Below are 15,674 nucleotides of genomic sequence, written 5' to 3'. Positions count from 1 at the left end.
ATGAACACCGTTGATGCCCCCGCCTACTCCCCTGCCCCCGAGTGGTCCGGCCGCTCCGACGGCCCGGGCCCTGAGCACGCGCGGTGGCACAGCGTGGTTCGCCCCCTCGACCTAGCGAACCCCCAGGAACAACCCGGCGTGGCACTCCTTGGTTTCGCCTCCGACGAGGGCGTTGAACGCAACCATGGCCGCCCCGGCGCGGCTGCGGGCCCGGCTGCACTGCGTGGCGCCCTGGGTTCCCTAGCGCTGCACCATACGCACCCGCTTTACGACGCCGGCACGATCACCACCCAAGGCACCGACTTGGAAGGCTCCCATGCGCGCCTCTCCGACGCAGTGGAGACACTCTCGCGCGCCGGGCACCTGCCCATCATCCTCGGCGGCGGCCACGAGACCGCCTTCGGCTCCCACCGCGGCGCCTTTAGGGCTCTAGGCCCTCTGCAAATCATCAACCTGGACGCGCACTTCGATCTCCGCACCGCGGACGTGCCTACCTCCGGCACCCCGTTCAAGCAGATTTCCGAACTGGTGGGCCGGGAGGACTTCGACTATTCCGTCCTGGGTATCTCCCGCCCCAACAACACGCCCGTGCTTTTCGACGAAGCCTCCGCCCTCGGCGTTACCGTCGTCCTCGACGAGGAACTGCTCAGCATGGACCGCGCCCAGCTGCTCGAAACCGTCGAGCACATCTGCGCCGGCACGAAGCCCATTCACCTCTCCATCGACCTCGACGTGCTGCCTGCCGACCAAGCACCTGGTGTCTCCGCCCCCGCCGGCCTCGGCGTGCCAGTAACCATCATCCGCGAACTAGCACTCACCATCGCCGCCACGGGACGCCTGGCGCTTGTCGACGTCGTCGAGCTCAACCCCACCTTCGACACCGACAACCACACCGCCAAGCTGGCCGCGCGGTTGATTGATGACATTGTGACGGCGCATTTTTCGGCTGCCGCGAAAGCGAATTCCTAGATAAGGCGCGGGCCAGCCGGCATACTAGTGCCCATGAGTTCACCGATTCGTGTTGTCGGAGCCGTCTTTGTCGACGGCAATCGATTCCTGGCCTGCCGCAAAGCTGCAGGAAAGTCCCTAGCCGGCATGTGGGAATTTCCGGGCGGCAAGATTGAACTCGGTGAAACACCCGAGCAGGCTCTCGCGCGTGAAATTAAAGAAGAGCTATCCGTGACGGCAACCGTGGGTGACAAGGTCACCACGACCATCTATGAGTACGACTTCGCCACCATCGAGCTCACTACGTTTCTGTGCACCATCGAGTCCGGTGACCTGACTCTAAGTGATCACGATGCCTCTCGCTGGGTGTCCCCTGCCGAGGCGCAGGAACTCGACTGGGCTCCCGCAGACATCCCCGCCGTCAAGCTGGTTTCTTCGCGCCTATGAGTTCCGATTCTCTCCTGCCTTTCGGCATCTATGAAACCCCGGTCACCGCTCGTATCCAGGAGCGGCTCGAGGAAACTAAGCGGGCTCGTCCCACGGCCGCAACGGGTATCGCCCATGGGACCATGAAAGACGTGAACCCTCGGTTCGCCGCGGCAGTGTCCCAGCATTTTGCCAAGGTCCTCGAGCAGAAGCTCACGGAGCTAACCAAGCCCGAGGAGCGAGTGGCCCTCATTAATGGACTCGCACAACACCTCGGGGAAGATGAGTCTATTTCTGCGGAACAACTGCTCTATGCCATCTACAGCTCAGAGCTCGCAGAGGCACCAGAGCTTCCCGAGGTCTCACTCAACGCCAGTGCTTTGTTCACCAACAGCGTGGACGACACCAATATGTCGGTCGAGATCGCCCGCGAGATCCGCACTGCGGACTCCGTCGATTTGCTGTGCGCTTTCATCAAGAGTTCGGGTATTGCGGTCATCAGCGATCAACTGGAGTACCTCAGGGATCATCAGATCCCGCTACGCGTCATCACTTCGACGTACTGCGGGGCGACCGAAGCCGCCGCCGTGCGTCGTCTCGTGGAGGACTATAACGCTGAGGTCCGGATTTGCTATGAGCACAAGACCACCCGCCTGCATGCCAAGGCCTGGCTCTTCCGCCGCGAGTCTGGTTTCGATACCGCGTTCATCGGTAGCTCAAACCTTTCGCGCTCGGCGCTTGTCGACGGCTGGGAATGGAACGTCCGCGGCTCACGCTCCTCCACTCCGGAGATCATCGAGAAGTTCATCAAGACCTTCGATAGCTACTGGTACGACACTCACTTCAAAGCGTTCGACCCCGAGGAAGACTACGACCGCCTCGTAAACGCGCTCGGCAGCGCCAAATTCCTCGAATCAAAGCCCGGCGAGAAGCTCGAGCTGTCAGGCCTTCGCGTTGAGCCCTACCCCTACCAGGAGGAGATGCTTGAAGCCCTAGAGTCCGAGCGCGAAGTTCACGATCGCCACCGCAACCTCCTCATTGCCGCTACCGGCACAGGCAAGACTGTTGTGGCAGCACTGGACTACCGCCGCTTATGCGAGAAGCTTGGGCGCAGGCCACGGTTACTGTTCATTGCTCACCGGCGAGAGATTCTTATCCAGGCCCAGCGAACCTACCGCGAGGTTCTTCGCACTTCTGGTTTTGGTGAGCTCCTCGTTAGCGGTGAGCAGCCAGCCGAGTGGGACCATGTCTTCGCCAGCATCCAGTCCCTGCATGGGAAGCGCCTAGTCCAGATTGCGCCGGATCACTTTGAAGTCGTCGTCATCGATGAGTTCCACCACGCCGAGGCTTCGACCTACCGGGCAGTGCTCGACTACCTGCAACCGCGCGAGCTCTTGGGGCTAACGGCCACACCGGAGCGCGGTGACGGCGAGAACGTGCAGAAGTATTTCGACTACCGCGTGGCACATGAACTTCGCCTCTGGGATGCGTTGCGCCTACAGCTCCTTGCGCCCTTGCACTACTACGGGGTGGACGATGACACGGACCTGACGAGTCTGACTTGGAACCGCGGGAAGAAGGACTACCAGACTGCGGAGCTCAGCGAGTTCTATATCAAGGCAGGTGAAAAGCGCACCAGGTTCATCATCAATGAGCTCAACCGCCGTATCTTCGACCTCTCCGACATGAAGGCCCTTGGCTTCTGCGTCTCCATCGCTCACGCCGAATACATGGCCGAGCAATTCAACCTTTTCGGCATCCCCGCCAAAGCGGTAAGCAGCAAGCTCAGTGTCGATGAGCGTCGACGCGCCATTGAGCAGCTTCGCGAAGGCACCATCAGCATCATCTTCGCGGTCGATATTTTCAACGAGGGCGTGGACATCCCCGAGGTCAACACGCTGCTGCTTCTGCGCCCGACGCAGAGCCCAGTGCTTTTCGTCCAACAGCTTGGCCGAGGTCTGCGCCTCAACGAAGGAAAGAACGCCTGCACCGTCTTTGATTTCTTAGGTGTCCAGCACGAAGAATTCGATTTCGAAGAGCGCTTCAAGGTCTTGACCGCCGCGCGCGGAAAGAACCTGGCCAAGGAGGTGGAGCAGGGCTTCCCCACTGCTCCACCAGGCTCCAACATCACTTTGGACCGTGTGACTACCGAGCGCGTCTTGAAGAACATCAAGCGCTTGGCCCGTAACTCGATCAAAAAGATCCGAGCACTCGTTACTGACTACGGCACGACCGACCTCGCTAGTTTCATTAACAGCTCGGGGGTTCCGGTGGAAGATATCTACCGCCGCAAGGGCATTACGTGGACCACGCTGCTGCGTGATGAAAAGCTGCTGCCCTCCGCCCCCGCGAATGAACACGAAGAGTTTCTTCTCAGCCGAATCCGCGTGCTACTGCACATCAATGACCCGAACCGCGTAGCGGCCTACAAACTTCTCATCTCTCCGGACGGGCCCAACGAGAAAGACATGACTCCCGAGCAAACTCGGTACGCCACCATGCTCGTATTGGCTCTGTGGGCAAATTCAAATACGACGGTGCCGGAATCGCTTGATGAGGCCCTGCGTATCATCCGGGCCTGTCCTTCCTTCGTCGCTGAGGTTACTCAGGTCATGCTGCTCACACTCGACCGGTCCCGCGTCATCCCGGAGAAATCAACGAATAGCGTCTTAGAAACTCACGCGGACTACAGCCTTGCTGAACTGGTCGGGGCGTTGGACGATGGCCCGTTGCGTAAGCTCGCGAATTTGCCACGTGAGGGCGTACGCCGCTTCGATGCTTCCAACACTGATCTCTTCCTCGTCACATTCCAGAAGGACGAAAACGTCAGTGCCTCGACGAACTACCGCGACTATCCGCTAGCACCAGATCGTTTGCATTGGGAGTCCCAATCCACCACATCCCTCAAGTCCGCAATGGCCCGACGTTACATCCACCACCACGAACTCAACGGCAACATCATCATCGCTACGCGTTTTACTAAGCGAAACAAGGTAGACACTGCGTCGGCATATACCTTCTTGGGCAATGTCGATTACGTCACGCACAGAGGCGAGAAACCCATCCAGTTTGAATGGAGTCTTCGTCGCGACATGCCCAAGCAGTTGTACGCAGCCGGACGCACTGTGGCTTAAGCCTCACTTAAAGTCAAGCTGTGAAGTTGACGTCGTTATCACCATAAATTAAGATTTCCTTAGCAGATTAAGAAAAGATTAGTCTCTGAAGCCTTGGTGCAGAAGTGTGGAGGACGGTCATGGGAGCCGCGAGCGAGCGTAGCCGGAAGGGGTGGAGCCGCCCTGATAACGTTTCCGAAACTTCCGTGTATGGCTTTACGCGTTTTCGGGAGCGCAGCTTCAAGACTGGCACGACGCCTCGTTGGGCTGCGTGCAGCAAGAAAGTGCGCCGTACTCGCTAGATAGAGCCACGCCTATTAGCGCCGTGGGCGGTAGCGGCGGCGCAGACCCCGCAGGATACCTTTCCTCTCCCCTAAGGTGTCGCGACCAAATATCCACGCCACAACGCCAGCCACGGCAACAACCGCGCAAAAGCCAAAGGCTGCTTCAAATCCGTACCTATCCGCCAGGAGACCGATGACGATGGGGCCCAGGATTTGCCCGAAATCGCCTGCCATCTGGAATGTTGACAGCACCTGGCCACCCGAGCGCTGGGAACCAACGATGTCTGCCACAGCCGCCTGCTGCGAAGGGGCGATAAGGCCCGAAGCCGCGCCGGACAGGGCGGAGAGGATGAGCAGGGAAACGATGTTCGTCGCCAAGCCCAGTGTTCCAACAAACAAGGCAGACCCCACGAGACCCGCCACAATCAGTGGACGACGCCCCACGCGGTCGGACCAGGAGCCGGAGAATTGCAGGACGATGGCGTTGCCCGCAGCAAAGACCGCCAATGCGATACCCGACGCGGATGCGCCGTTGGCAAAAATCGCAGCGGCAAACAGCGGTAGGACGGCTACGCGCACGCCCATGTTGATCCAGCCTTGGGCGAAGTTTGACGTCAGCACTGCACGATAAGCAGTGTCCGCCCAGGCCTCCTCCAAGCGCATTGGCGGGAGGCTGCGTCGGCTCTCATCAGCCTTGGACACAGGCGGCATGAGGCTCCACACGACGAGCGCCGCAATCGCCACACCAACACCGTAGATAAAGAAGGGCCAGCGGAATCCCAGGAAGGAAAGGCTCGCGCCAACGAGTGGGCCAATCACGTTACCGAGGAGGAAGGACGTGGCATAGGTGGCCGAACATCGCCCGCGGATGCTGGGTGGGGCGAGGCGCACAATGAGCCCCATGGCCGCGACGGTGAACATCGTGGAACCAATGCCGGCGATAGTGCGCAAGGCGACGATCTGCCAGTACTCCTGCGCTACGCCCACGAGGCCGGTGGTGACCGCCACGGTAAGCAATCCCGTCACGTACACCCTGCGCGTACCTACGCGGTCGATGAGGAAGCCCGCAGCCGGGGCGAAGATGAGACGGCTGGCAGAAAAGACGGAGACAACCAGGCCGGCCGCGGCCATCGAGACATCAAAGCTGACGATGAACTGCGGCAGCAGCGGCGCGATGAGACCATAACCCAAGGCAATGATGAACCCGGCGGTGACCATGACCCAGATTTCCCGCGGGATTTTAACCTGCGGTGCTGCAGTGTTTTTCATATCGTCACTCACTGTAGCCCATCACGTCAAATGACCGAACGTTTACTCGAACATCTGTTCGTATCTGTGTGCGGTGATGTCCGTGCCTACTCCTAGTGTGTGGGCCATGAAGAACTACAGCAGCATTCACCAGTCCGTTCAGTCCCCTTTTCCGGCCGACGTGAGTACGAGCGAACTCACCACTGAAATCCTCTACCACCACCATGAAACTCTTCGCTCCATCGAAAGCATCATCCGCCACCCGCGCTCGCTCGCGCGACCCACTCCGCAATGGCGGCCGCCATCAAAGGTGTTGCCACCAGTGGACATACAGGGCGGCGAATCACTACCGCTGACCTTTACAGTCTCGCGCCACCGCGTGGGTGAGCGCGCCAAGGCTCGCGTATTGGGCTACGGCGAAAAGCGCGTGCCCTCTTACCTCATTACGGTACGCATCACCGACCCCACCGGCCGCCCGGTTTCCCCTTCGTTGGCGGAAGCATGGGTGCGGGCCTTAGTCCCAGAGGAGCTCGTCTCCGCAGTGCATGAGATTTCCAGCAGCAGTGCGGCGACGTTTGTGTGGCTAGTGGATAGCACCTATACCCCGGTGCATTCACCGCTCTCGCTCTTCGAAGGCTTCAGCCAGGCTGCGTAATGCGCTCCCTCCGCAGTGCGTGAGGCTCAGTCTCGAGCGTTGTACGCCTGCTAGAAGTAGCGCTGCATGCGCTCGAAAAAGTTGCGGGGTGGCTCTTCTTCAAGCGAAAGCGAGAACCGATCCTCCGTTAGCACGCAGCCGAGAGCCGGGCGTGTCTCCGGGAAATCATAGAGGCGGCGGATCGCCTGCGGCGCCAAGCGAATCGAAAAGCAGACCACGAGCACCGTAAACGTCTTATCAATGATGTCGGAGCTCAAGGTTTGCACTAGGACTGCCAGGCGCTCGTCGCGCAGAATCAGCTCCAGCAATGCCAGGAGTTGGAGGGGCCCGCGCTGCTCGTACTCAGCTGGAAGAAGCAAGGTCGACATAGCGGATAGTAGCCCGGCAACCACGCCTACCCCGGTTCCGGCGAGCATCATGGCCACCATCCGCTTAAACACTCCGCGGCGCGCTAGCCAGCCAAACAGGTAAGCAACCACCACCGCGGTCGGCAGATAGACCAAGAGCAGCGGGTTGTTGATGCTGGCCAGGCACGCGCTCAAGACTGACGTGCCGATTCCTAAGACGGGGCCGTAGACGATTGCGATAAACGCCGTGCCCATCATGTCGAGGTACAAGGGGATGTTGACGTTGAAAATCAGCGACGACAACAGTAGGTTCGCCGCCACCGCCAGCAGCGGGTTGACAAGCGCGTGGTTTCCCAAGGATCGCCATTGCGCGGCGATGAACAGCAGTGCTCCCAGCAAACTCAGGCACCATGCACCGGTTGATAAGGCGGAATCGAAGACAAAGCCTGCGTGGCCGTAGCTCGGGTCTAGCGTCAGAGCCCAAGCCAGGCACAAACATGCTAGAGCGGATCCAACACACAGACGCTGGCTGTGCGATGCCTTGTTATCCGGCATTGGCTGCGGCTGCTCCTCTTCGAAGTCGAGAAATAATACCCGCTTACCCTACCGTAGAAGCTCGGTGTCGTCTGATTAGTCAGACTCGTTGTCTTCTTCGGCGTCTTCGGAGTCTTCGTCGTAGTCCTCGTCATCGTCATCATCGTCGTCGAAGAGAACGTCGTCCTCATCCTCATCGTCGGCGCCGAAGATGTCGTAGACCTCCGGTTCGTCGAAGTCGGAGTCATCGATGCTCACCAGCTGGGCTTCCCAGTCCAGGGCTTGATCGGAGACGAGGCTCAGCACGTCAAAGAGGCGGTCGAAGTCGGTGTAGGTTCCCAGCTCGAGGGCCTCGGCGGGGACCTCAATGATGGGTGCTAGCCCGCCGTCTTCGTCTTCCGCGGAGCCGAACAGGGCAACGCGCTCCTCCTCGCTCATGTCCTCGGAGGCCTCGGCCTCCCAAAGCTTGCTGATCGCTTCGTCTTCCAGCTCGTCGAGCTCTTCCTCATCAAAGTCGAAGGAGAGGAAACGCACGACCGCGCTCGGGACGCCGTCGATGGTCTCCACCAGCACGCGCAGCTCCGAGTCGTTGGCCACCTCCGCTACGACGAGGTTCGGGTTGAACTCATCCTGAAGAAACTCCAGCTCGGCAATGCGCTCATCGGTGCCCTCCAGCAGGTCACGCAGCACGGTTACCACCTGGTCGGTGGCGATGTGACGCGACACGGCCTCGACTGCATCCTCCACGGAGAACGCCACGGAAACTAAAACGGCCTCGAAGTCTTCATCGTCTTCATCCACATCGGCTGCGGCAATGTAGACGTTGGCCGCCGGCAGGATGGGGTCAATTTCCACAAACTGGATTTCCAAATCGGAGGTGATGGGCACGAACATCACATCGTCGTTGACGCGGGACTCAATGCCCTCCCCGTCCAGCGCAGAGGCGATATCTTCAAAAAAGCTCATGTGATTAACATCCGTCCATGTGGGAGTCTCACCCGGGCTGCTGCCAAGGCCCCACACATCTTACCTGCGATCCCCATCAATAGCTCTCCTCATTGAGCAGGAATCCCAGTTCCTTCAGAATCTCCGGGCGCCCAGTGCCCCACTCCAACATGTCGTAGGACTCCCATGCTTGGCGACGCCCCTCCATCGGCGCCTCCTCCACGCGCGGCTCCACATCGAAAACCATGGTCGAGCGCTGTGGGGCTGTGTACTGCGGCCAGTCGTCTCGCGGAGCCCCGCCCCGAATGAACCCACCCCATTGCGTCTGCATGGCCCCGGTTACGTTCTCCATTTCGGAAGGCTTGGCGATGGTGTTCAGGAAGGAGACGCGCGACGCCCCTGGGTCACCAAAGATATTGGAAAGCTCCATCGAGTGCATCGCCCCCAATCCCAACCAGCGCAGTGCTGCCGGCGCGAAATCGAAACGGTACATCCACGTCGGATAGCGCCGTGCGTGTTCGGAGGCCACGCGGACGGTGGGGGCCCAAAAGAGGGCATCGGTCAGCAGGTCCCCAAAGTCGCGGCGTGAGACCGCACCGCCGTATGCCGCAATGACGTCCGGCGCACTCTCCGGATCGAAAGAGGCTAGCAGCCGCAGGGCCGCACGCTCCCGGGCACTCTGGCGTTGGAAGAGGAACTTTCCAAAGCTGGCCTCACCGGAGTTGGTTCCCACCAGCAGCGGCACTGGGTGTTGGTTGCCGTCCTCAAAGGCTTCGATGGGATGTTGCGGGATGAGGTCACCGTCGACAGTCGGCGCGTAGCAGGAATTCAGGTACAGTAACTCGCCCGCGCGCCACATCATGGACTGACCTGAGCGCACCAAGTCCGCGAAATCCTCGCGGCGTAGATCATCCGCGGTGGTATCGCGCGGCAAGGCCATCTTGTGAACCAGCTCGCGAGCCCAAAACACCGACTGCGCCCGCGAATGAATCATGCCTATCGGCGGCGACTGCGCAATCGCGCGGTGAAACAGCCCTTCTGCGCGCGGCACCGCCATGAGTGTCAGGACCGCTGCGCCGCCGGCAGATTCGCCCATGAGCGTGACGTTGTCCGGGTCCCCACCGAAGGCGGCGATATTCTTGCGCACCCACTTCAACGCTAAGACCTGATCTGCCACAGCCGGGTTGGCGCAGGCCTCTCCGCCCAAGCTGCGGACATCAAGGTAGCCCAAGGCGCCTAAGCGGAAATTCACCGAAACATAGACCACGTCCATCTGGGCTGCGAACTCGAAGCCGCGCAGCATCAGCATGTGGGAGGATCCGACGATAAAACTGCCGCCATGCAGATACACCACGACGGGCAGCTTCTCCCCTGCCATAGAAGTCGCCGGAGCCCCAGAACTCGCCAAAGTGTCCGAGGGGACGCTGCGGTGTGGGCGGACAATATCGAGGGTCAAGCAATCTTCCGCGCCCTCGATGCGATCCGTCCAGGAATAGACTGGTTGCGGGGCCACGTGCCCGAACTCGCGACAATCCCGGATCCCTTCCCACGCCGGGGCAGGCCGCGGCTCCATGAAACGGTTGGCCCCAGACGTATCAGCGCCGAAAGGGATGCCACGCCACGAGCGCACCGGCGCAGAAATCGGGCGGTCCGGGCGCAAATCTTCCTCAATGCAACCGCGCACCCAACCTCCTGTGGTGAGTACCGTGAGGTCGTCGGCAAGCGCGGTGCGTGCCGCCTCCTGCGCGGCGCGGGCACGGGCATGCAGGGATTCGGCAAGCAGGCGCGCTGCTGCTGCGCTGACTTCACGCGAGGGGGAAGGCTCAAACTCGCTCATGCCTCTTACCCTAATGCGCTAACCTGCTGGCGCGCTGAATAAAACGTTTTCGATACGGTGGTAAACATACAGTTCAGATTCACAATCAGATTTAGTTAAAAAGTTAGGTGAGACAATGTTGGACAAAGTCTTTGGCAAGGACAGCAAAGATAAGGCAGTTAGTCGCCAGGAAGCATCGGTCGATCAGGCCGGCTCCGCAAAGGCTGTCGGAACCTTGGAGGTGGATGAGGCTAACCGCATTACGAAGGGATTCCTGGGGGCCATCGATAAAATCGTTTCTGTCCAGTCCTCCGTCATCATCAACTACGTCGAGGGCCTAAAGAAGCGCAACCCCGACGCCAGACCGGCGGAGCTCCAGGAGCTCATTGACAAGCACTTCATGAACATCATCACCGGCACGGGTGCCGCTGCCGGCGCATCCGCGGCTATCCCCGGCATCGGCCTGGTCACCGGCGCGGCCACAATTGGTGCGGAATCCTTGGTGTTCCTCGAGGCCGCTGCCTGGTACATCCTGGCCTCCGCGCACCTGCGCGGTGACAACATCCGGGATAAGGAGCGCCGCCGCGCGCTGGTCTTGGTGGTGCTCACCGGTTCCCAAGGCAGCGCGTTGGTCGATACCTTCGTGGGTGATGCAACCTCGCTGTCCGGCGTCACCTCCGCTGCTACCCTCTCGCGCTTTTCCGGCCCCACCCTCAGCGGCCTCAACGGACGCCTGACCAAGCTGTTTATGAAGCAGGCCACCAAGAAGCTCAAGTGGGCGTGGGTGTCCAAACTGCTGCCGATGGGTGTAGGCGCGGTGCTGGGAACAACCGCCAACCGTAAATTGGGCCGCCAAGTAATCAACCATGCGGGCACCCAACTCTCCCCCCTGCAGGGGGAATAAAAAGGGGCGAAACCCGCTCAGGTTAGTGAGCAAACTTACAAGGTCCGTATCATAAGGGGAGACACTTTTCGGGGTGCCTTTCGCACCCGTGGATTGGCCTACTAGAGTCGAATAAAGACAAACTTAGAAGCACAGAAAGAGGCGAGCATCTGCCGTGAGCAACTCGAGCATCTATGGCCCGAATGCGTGGCTGATTGACGAACAGTTTCAGCAGTACTCCAAGGACCCGAACTCCGTAGACAAGGAGTGGCGCGAGTATTTTGAGGCCAACGGAGCACCGAAGTCGGCCGCACAGTCCAAGGCTGCGAACGCTCAATCCAGCACCCCCACCAAGAAAAAGGACGCGGCACAGGCCGCGCCGAAGAAGACCCAGGCTGAGGAGAAGTCTTCCGCTGTTCCAGGCGCTAAGGCACCGAGCGATTCCAAGGCTTCCGCCGCATCCAAGAAGGACGCGAAAAAGACGGAGAAGAAGTCCGAGTCCCCGCTGGACCGCATCAAGGAGGCACCGGAGCCGGGCTCCCGCGTGCTCAAGGGCATGTTCAAGGCAATCGCCAAGAACATGGATGAGTCCTTGGAAATTCCCACCGCTACCACCGTGCGCGACATCCCGGTCAAGCTCATGTGGGAAAACCGCGCAATGATCAACGATCACCTCAAGCGCACCCGCGGCGGCAAGATCTCCTTCACCCACATCCTGGGCTACGCGCTGGTTAAGGCCGTTCAGATCCACCCGGACATGAACGTGCGCTACGAAAACCAGGACGGCAAGCCCACCGTGGTCCAGCCGGAGCACGTCAACCTGGGTCTGGCCATTGACCTTCCGCAGAAGGATGGCTCCCGCGCCCTCGTCGTGGCTGCCATCAAGGAAGCGGAGAACAAGACCTTCTCCGAGTTCATCGATGCCTACCAGGACATCGTTGACCGCTCCCGCAAGAACAAGCTGACGATGGATGACTTCTCCGGTGTCACCATCAACCTGACCAACCCGGGTGGCATTGGCACCCGCCACTCCATCGCCCGCCTGACCAAGGGCTCCGGCTCCATCATCGGTGTGGGCTCCATGGACTACCCGGCCGAGTTCGCCGGTACCTCTGCCGACCGCTTGGCGGACCTCGGCGTCGGCCGCCTGGTTACCCTGACCTCCACCTACGACCACCGCGTCATTCAGGGCGCGGAGTCTGGTGAGTTCCTGCGCACCGTGGGCCAGCTGATTCTGGACGATGCCTTCTGGGACGAGCTCTTCGAATCGATGGGCGTTCCCTACCAGCCGTTCCGCTGGGCTGCCGACGTGCCGAACACGGGCGTCGACAAGAACACGCGCGTCATGCAGTACATCGAGGCCTACCGCTCCCGCGGACACCTGCTCGCGGACATCAACCCGCTGGGTTGGAAGCAGCCGGGCTTGCCCTGGCCGGATCACCGCGATCTCGACCTGGCTACCCACGGCCTGACCATCTGGGATCTGGACCGTACCTTCAACGTGGGCGGCTTCGGTGGCAAGGAGACCATGACGCTGCGCGAGGTAGTTACCCGCCTGCGCTCCGCCTACACCCTCAAGGTTGGCTCCGAGTACACCCACATCCTGGACCGCGACGAGCGCGGCTGGCTGCAGGAGCAGATTGAGGCCGGCATGCCGAAGCCGACCAACTCTGAGCAGAAGTACATCCTGCAGAAGGTCAACGCCGCTGAGGCCTTTGAGAACTTCCTGCAGACCAAGTACGTGGGCCAGAAGCGCTTCTCCCTGGAGGGCGCTGAGTCCCTCATTGCCCTGCTGGATTCCATCGTGGACACCGCCGCTGGCCAGGACCTCGACGAAGTCGTTATCGGCATGCCACACCGCGGCCGCCTCAACGTCCTCTTCAACATCGTGGGCAAGCCGCTGGCAGATATCTTCGGTGAGTTCGATGGCAACTACAAGGGCGGCCAGATGGGCGGCTCCGGTGACGTGAAGTACCACCTGGGCGCTGAGGGCGAGCACCTGCAGATGTTTGGTGACGGTGAAATCAAGGTCACCCTGGCTGCTAACCCGTCTCACCTCGAGGCCGTCGACCCGGTCATGGAAGGTATCGCACGCGCCAAGCAGGACATCCTGGACAAGGGCGCCGAGGGCCACACTGTTGTGCCGATCATGCTCCACGGCGATGCATCCTTCACCGGCCTGGGCGTGGTCCAGGAGACCATCAACCTTTCACAGCTGCGCGGCTACACCACCGGCGGTACCGTCCACGTGGTGGTCAACAACCAGGTGGGCTTCACCACCACCCCGGACTCCGGCCGCTCCACGCACTACGCCACCGACCTGGCTAAGGGCTTCGACTGCCCGGTCTTCCACGTCAACGGCGACAACCCGGAGGCTGTTGTCTGGGTGGGCAAGCTCGCTACCGAGTACCGCCGTCGCTTTGGCAAGGACGTTTTCATTGACCTCGTGTGCTACCGCCTGCGCGGCCACAACGAGGCCGATGACCCGTCCATGACCCAGCCGCTGCTGTACGACATCATCGATGACCACAAGTCCGTTCGTGAGCGCTACACCGAGGAGCTCATCGGCCGTGGTGACCTCTCCGATGAAGAGGCAGAGGCAGCTGCGCGCGACTTCCACGATCAGATGGAGTCCGTCTTCGCCGACCACAAGAAGGCTGAAGAGGCTGGCCCGAAGGAACAGACCGGTATCACCTCCTCCCAGGAGCTGACCCGTGGTCTGGATACCTCCATCACCGCCGAGGAAATCGCCGAGATCGGTGACGCCTACGGCACCCCTCCGGAGGGCTTCGAGTACCACAAGCGTGTGGCCAAGGTGGCCAAGGACCGCCAGAAGTCTGCTCGTGAGGGCGGCATCGACTGGGGCTGGGGCGAGCTCATCGCCTTCGGCTCCCTGGCTAACGCCGGCAAGGTCGTGCGTCTGGCCGGTGAGGATTCCCGCCGCGGTACCTTCACCCAGCGCCACGCTGTGGCCTTCGACCCGCGCACGGGCAACGAGTACAACCCAGTCGCGCGTTTGGCTGAGTCTAAGGGCAATGGCGGCAAGTTCATGGTCTACAACTCCGCGCTGACCGAGTTCGCTGGCATGGGCTACGAGTACGGCTACACCGTGGGTAACCCGGATGCTGTCGTGGCTTGGGAGGCACAGTTCGGTGACTTCGCCAACGGTGCTCAGACCATCATCGATGAGTACGTCTCCTCCGGTGAGGCCAAGTGGGGCCAGCTCTCCAGCCTGATCCTGCTGCTGCCGCACGGCTACGAAGGCCAGGGCCCGGACCACTCTTCCGCCCGCATTGAGCGCTTCCTGCAGCTATGTGCTGAGGGCTCCATGACCGTGGCCCAGCCGTCTACCCCGGCTAACCACTTCCACCTGCTGCGCCGCCAGGCACTCGGTGAGATGAAGCGCCCGCTGGTCGTCTTCACCCCGAAGTCCATGCTGCGTAACAAGGCTGCGACCTCCTCCGTGGAGGACTTCACTGAGGTCAAGAAGTTCCAGTCCGTCATCAACGACCCGAACTACGTTGACATCAACGGCAAGAAGGTCGGCGATACCGACAAGGTCAAGACCATCATGCTGGTCTCCGGCAAGCTCTACTGGGAGCTGGCTAAGAAGAAGGAAGCCGATGGCCGCGACGACATCGCCATCGTGCGCGTGGAGATGCTCCACCCGATTCCGTTCAACCGCCTGCGTGAGGCTTTCGAGGCCTACCCGAACGCAACGCAGATTCGCTTCGTGCAGGACGAGCCGGCCAACCAGGGTCCGTGGCCGTTCTACAACGAGCACCTGCGTGAGCTCATCCCGGACATGCCGGAGATGGTCCGCGTCTCCCGCCGCTCGCAGTCCTCGACTGCAACCGGTAACGCGAAGGTCCACCAGATTGAGCAGAAGAATCTGCTGGAGGAAGCCTTCGACGTCTAAGGGCGCTTAAGCCCCAGGCGCTGGCACACAGCACAGCGACGCTAGCAAGGCCCCGGCCACCACGAACTCACTACGAGTGTGGTGGCCGGGGCCTTTTATTTCGCTAGAAAGACGAGGCCAGGGATGAGGTCTACAAGCCAGCCGAACCGCCGCGGGCGGGCACCGCAACGATCTCGCGCGTAAGTGCAATGTTGCAGTCTCCAGTGTCATATCGACCAACCAGTCCCCCGCGACCATGACCACGCCCCTCCCCTTCGCGCTCACCGTGGAACCTTAATCAGCCTCCCGACGCACCCCCGTGAGCGCGAAGGGAGGCTTGCATGAGATGCCGGCACCACTGGTGGCTTCTTTGACGACGAACACCGGGACGGGATGCCACAGGTGAAGCAACGAAGACCGCGATTGCAGTCACACATAACGACGCGCGCCGCTAGTTAAGCCGTTTCTGAGGTGAGCGAACGACGTCACCGGGTCAATCAAGACGGTATCCGCCGTTTCCCTGCCGCACAGTCTGGGCTCTGCCCTAGGACCTGACCCCTGTTTGGTAGACACCTGA

10 protein-coding genes are annotated in these 15,674 nt (G+C 60.9%); 6 read left to right on the top strand and 4 right to left on the bottom strand.

The annotated features are described in order from the left end of the window. Genes hutG through HMPREF3056_RS06740 form a run of 3 tightly spaced genes read left to right on the top strand, consistent with a single transcriptional unit; the run spans position 1 to position 4,508 of the window. The gene (gene hutG / locus HMPREF3056_RS06750) at positions 1-969 is read left to right on the top strand and encodes a formimidoylglutamase (protein WP_070754386.1); all 969 of its coding nucleotides are present in this window, start codon (positions 1-3) and stop codon (positions 967-969) included. Positions 970-1,002: 33 nt separating this feature from the next. Next, positions 1,003-1,395, top strand: a complete 393-nt coding sequence (locus HMPREF3056_RS06745) for a (deoxy)nucleoside triphosphate pyrophosphohydrolase (protein WP_070754385.1) — start codon at positions 1,003-1,005, stop codon at positions 1,393-1,395. Continuing rightward, a complete protein-coding gene (locus HMPREF3056_RS06740) occupies positions 1,392-4,508 on the top strand; it encodes a DUF3427 domain-containing protein (protein ID WP_070754384.1) in 3,117 nt (1,038 codons plus the stop codon). Before HMPREF3056_RS06745 ends, HMPREF3056_RS06740 begins: the two co-directional genes overlap by 4 nt. Before the next feature lie 296 nt (positions 4,509-4,804). Here HMPREF3056_RS06740 and HMPREF3056_RS06735 read toward each other — a convergent pair whose 3' ends face one another. Beyond that, on the bottom strand, positions 4,805-6,040 hold the full coding sequence (locus HMPREF3056_RS06735) for an MFS transporter (RefSeq protein WP_070754383.1): 1,236 nt from the start codon (positions 6,038-6,040) through the stop codon (positions 4,805-4,807). 106 nt (positions 6,041-6,146) lie between these two features. Here HMPREF3056_RS06735 and HMPREF3056_RS13735 point away from each other — a divergent pair, with 106 nt between their 5' ends. After that, positions 6,147-6,674 carry a hypothetical protein gene (locus tag HMPREF3056_RS13735; RefSeq protein ID WP_246822474.1) on the top strand — a complete coding sequence of 176 codons (528 nt, stop codon included), beginning with the start codon at positions 6,147-6,149 and terminating at the stop codon, positions 6,672-6,674. Positions 6,675-6,724: 50 nt separating this feature from the next. Here HMPREF3056_RS13735 and HMPREF3056_RS06725 read toward each other — a convergent pair whose 3' ends face one another. The 3 genes from HMPREF3056_RS06725 to HMPREF3056_RS06715 all read right to left on the bottom strand — a co-directional run bounded on the left by HMPREF3056_RS06725 (position 6,725) and on the right by HMPREF3056_RS06715 (position 10,337). Next, a complete protein-coding gene (locus tag HMPREF3056_RS06725) occupies positions 6,725-7,420 on the bottom strand; it encodes a hypothetical protein (protein WP_246822473.1) in 696 nt (231 codons plus the stop codon). A 231-nt stretch (positions 7,421-7,651) separates the two neighbouring features. After that, complete coding sequence (locus tag HMPREF3056_RS06720; protein WP_070754380.1) at positions 7,652-8,521, bottom strand: DNA primase; 870 nt, start codon at positions 8,519-8,521, stop codon at positions 7,652-7,654. Positions 8,522-8,597: 76 nt separating this feature from the next. Continuing rightward, entirely contained in the window at positions 8,598-10,337 is a 1,740-nt protein-coding gene (locus tag HMPREF3056_RS06715) for a carboxylesterase/lipase family protein (RefSeq protein ID WP_070754379.1), read from the bottom strand. Positions 10,338-10,452: 115 nt separating this feature from the next. On the opposite strand from HMPREF3056_RS06715, the gene HMPREF3056_RS06710 reads away from it, so the two are divergent. Continuing rightward, positions 10,453-11,220, top strand: coding sequence for a hypothetical protein (locus tag HMPREF3056_RS06710; RefSeq protein WP_070754378.1), 768 nt, complete (start codon positions 10,453-10,455; stop codon positions 11,218-11,220). Between the two features lie 154 nt (positions 11,221-11,374). Next, positions 11,375-15,118 carry a multifunctional oxoglutarate decarboxylase/oxoglutarate dehydrogenase thiamine pyrophosphate-binding subunit/dihydrolipoyllysine-residue succinyltransferase subunit gene (locus HMPREF3056_RS06705; RefSeq protein ID WP_070754377.1) on the top strand — a complete coding sequence of 1,248 codons (3,744 nt, stop codon included), beginning with the start codon at positions 11,375-11,377 and terminating at the stop codon, positions 15,116-15,118. Positions 15,119-15,674 lie beyond the last annotated feature (556 nt).

Origin of the sequence: Corynebacterium sp. HMSC056F09, assembly GCF_001815785.1 — a bacterium.
Taxonomy (GTDB): domain Bacteria; phylum Actinomycetota; class Actinomycetes; order Mycobacteriales; family Mycobacteriaceae; genus Corynebacterium; species Corynebacterium hiratae.
The sequence above is the reverse complement of the archived record's forward strand: the minus strand, read 5'-3'. Positions and strand labels throughout refer to the sequence as shown.